Genomic DNA, 2,027 nt, shown 5'->3' on the forward strand with positions numbered 1-2,027 from the left:
GTCGGATGGCTGACCCCCGCGCGTGCCCCCGGCCGACCCGGCCCTCCGGCCGGCCGCCCCGCGCTGCCACCATGACTATCGCGGGGGTACGACGCTTTCCGCCCTCCGAGCACCCCACCTGCGCGTACGCCCCCACCGGTGACCGGGTCCGGTGGTGTACGCCGTGCCGCCGTCCCACACCGTGCGCACCGGGCGGGCAAGGCGGTGGGTGCGGAGGGCACCGCCCGCTAGAGTCGTGACGTGGCGCTCGGTCTTCCCTCGGTCCTCCCCAATTCGCAGCCGGCGATCGGGGAGCTGATCCGCGACCATCAGCCGACCTTCTCCTTCGAGTTCTTCCCGCCGAAGACGGCGGAGGGTGAGCGTCTGCTCTGGCAGGCGATCCGCGAGCTGGAGTCGCTGCGCCCGTCGTTCGTGTCGATCACCTACGGTGCCGGCGGGTCGACCCGGGACACCACGGTTGCGCTCACCGAGCGGATCGCCACCGAGACCACCCTGCTGCCGATGGCGCACCTGACCGCGGTCAACCATTCGGTAGCCGAGCTGCGCCACGTCGTCGGCCGGCTCGCCGGGGCCGGCGTGCGCAACGTGCTGGCCGTGCGGGGCGACCCGCCGGGCGACCCGACCGGCGAGTGGGTGCCGCACCCCGACGGCGTGCTCTACGCCGAGGACCTGGTCCGGCTGGTGCGCGACTCCGGAGACTTCAGCGTCGGCGTCGCCGCCTTCCCCTACAAGCACCCGCGCTCGCCCGACATCGCCGCCGACACCGCCTACTTCGTGCGCAAGTGCCGGGCCGGCGCGGAGTTCGCGATCACGCAGATGTTCTTCGACGCGGACGACTACCTGCGGCTGCGGGACCGGGTCGCCGCCGCCGGCTGCGACACGCCGATCCTGCCCGGCGTGATGCCGGTGACCCAGATCGGCACGATCGCCCGCTCGGAGCAGCTCTCCGGGGCGCCCTTCCCGCGACCGCTCGCCGAGCGGTTCGAGAGGGTCGCCGACGACCCGGAAGCCGTGCGCCGGCTCGGCATCGAGCAGGCCAGCGAGATGTGCGCGCGGCTGCTCGACGAAGGCGTGCCAGGGATCCACTTCATCACCCTCAACCGGTCCACCGCCACCCGGGAGGTCTGGCAGAACCTCCAGGCCGGCGCGCGGGTGTGAACCGGGATGCCGCGACACCTGATGCCCGCTGCGACGGTTGATCCGTGGTGGGCACACAGCTGAACTGGGACCAGTACGCCACGGCCTGGGCGCGGCTGCACGGAGGCTTCGACCCGCGGGCGGCGGCCCCGGTGGTCCGTGCCTGGCTGCGCCTCGCCTACCACATCGGGTTCGTGCTCGGCCGTCTGAAGGTCGGGCCCACCCCGGTCACCGTGGTCGGCGTGCTGCTCTGCGCCTGCGTGCCGTTGTTCGCCGTACGCCCGCAGGACGGGCCGTTCCTGGGTGCGCTGTTCGTGCTGCTCGCCTCGGTGGCGGACAGCGTCGACGGGGCGGTGGCGGTGGCCACCGGGCGCACCACCCGGCTCGGCTACGTCTACGACTCGCTGGCCGACCGGTTGGGCGAGGTCGCCTGGCTGGTCGCGTTCTGGCTGATCGGGGCGCCCGGCGCGCTGGTCGTCACCGCCGGCGCGCTGTCCTGGCTGCACGAGTACGTGCGGGCCCGGGCGATCTCCGCCGGGATGCGGGAGATCGGCGCGGTGACCGTGGGGGAGCGTCCCACCCGGGTCTCGGTGGCCCTGGTCGGGCTGCTGCTCGCCGGCCTGACCGGGCTGATCGAGCCGGACCTGGCCGCCGGCACCATCACCATGGCGACGGCCGTCTGGGTGCTCCTGGCCGGCTTCGGCCTCGGGCAACTGCTCTCCACCGTCCGGCGCGCCCTCGTCGACGCCGGCTGAGCCGCGCCTACCAGGCGGGGCCGATCTCGTCGGCGACGATCTGGGCGGACAGGGTGACCATCGGCAGGCCGCCGCCCGGGTGGCTGGAGCCGCCGACGAGCCAGAGCCCGTGCGCCGGCCCCCGGTTGGCGGGGC

Annotated in this window: 2 protein-coding genes; both read left to right on the top strand. The window is 74.1% G+C overall.

Going from position 1 to position 2,027, the window contains the following annotated elements; all coding sequences use genetic code 11:
* Nucleotides 1-240: 240 nt before the first annotated feature.
* Entirely contained in the window at nucleotides 241-1,158 is a 918-nt protein-coding gene (metF, locus tag AB0I76_RS28600) for a methylenetetrahydrofolate reductase [NAD(P)H] (RefSeq protein WP_357041858.1), read from the top strand.
* Nucleotides 1,159-1,202: 44 nt separating this feature from the next.
* Nucleotides 1,203-1,892 carry a CDP-alcohol phosphatidyltransferase family protein gene (locus tag AB0I76_RS28605; RefSeq protein ID WP_357041861.1) on the top strand — a complete coding sequence of 230 codons (690 nt, stop codon included), beginning with the start codon at nucleotides 1,203-1,205 and terminating at the stop codon, nucleotides 1,890-1,892.
* The last annotated feature ends 135 nt before the right edge of the window (nucleotides 1,893-2,027 follow it).

This window comes from Micromonospora sp. NPDC049799 (assembly GCF_040656655.1).
Taxonomy (GTDB): domain Bacteria; phylum Actinomycetota; class Actinomycetes; order Mycobacteriales; family Micromonosporaceae; genus Micromonospora.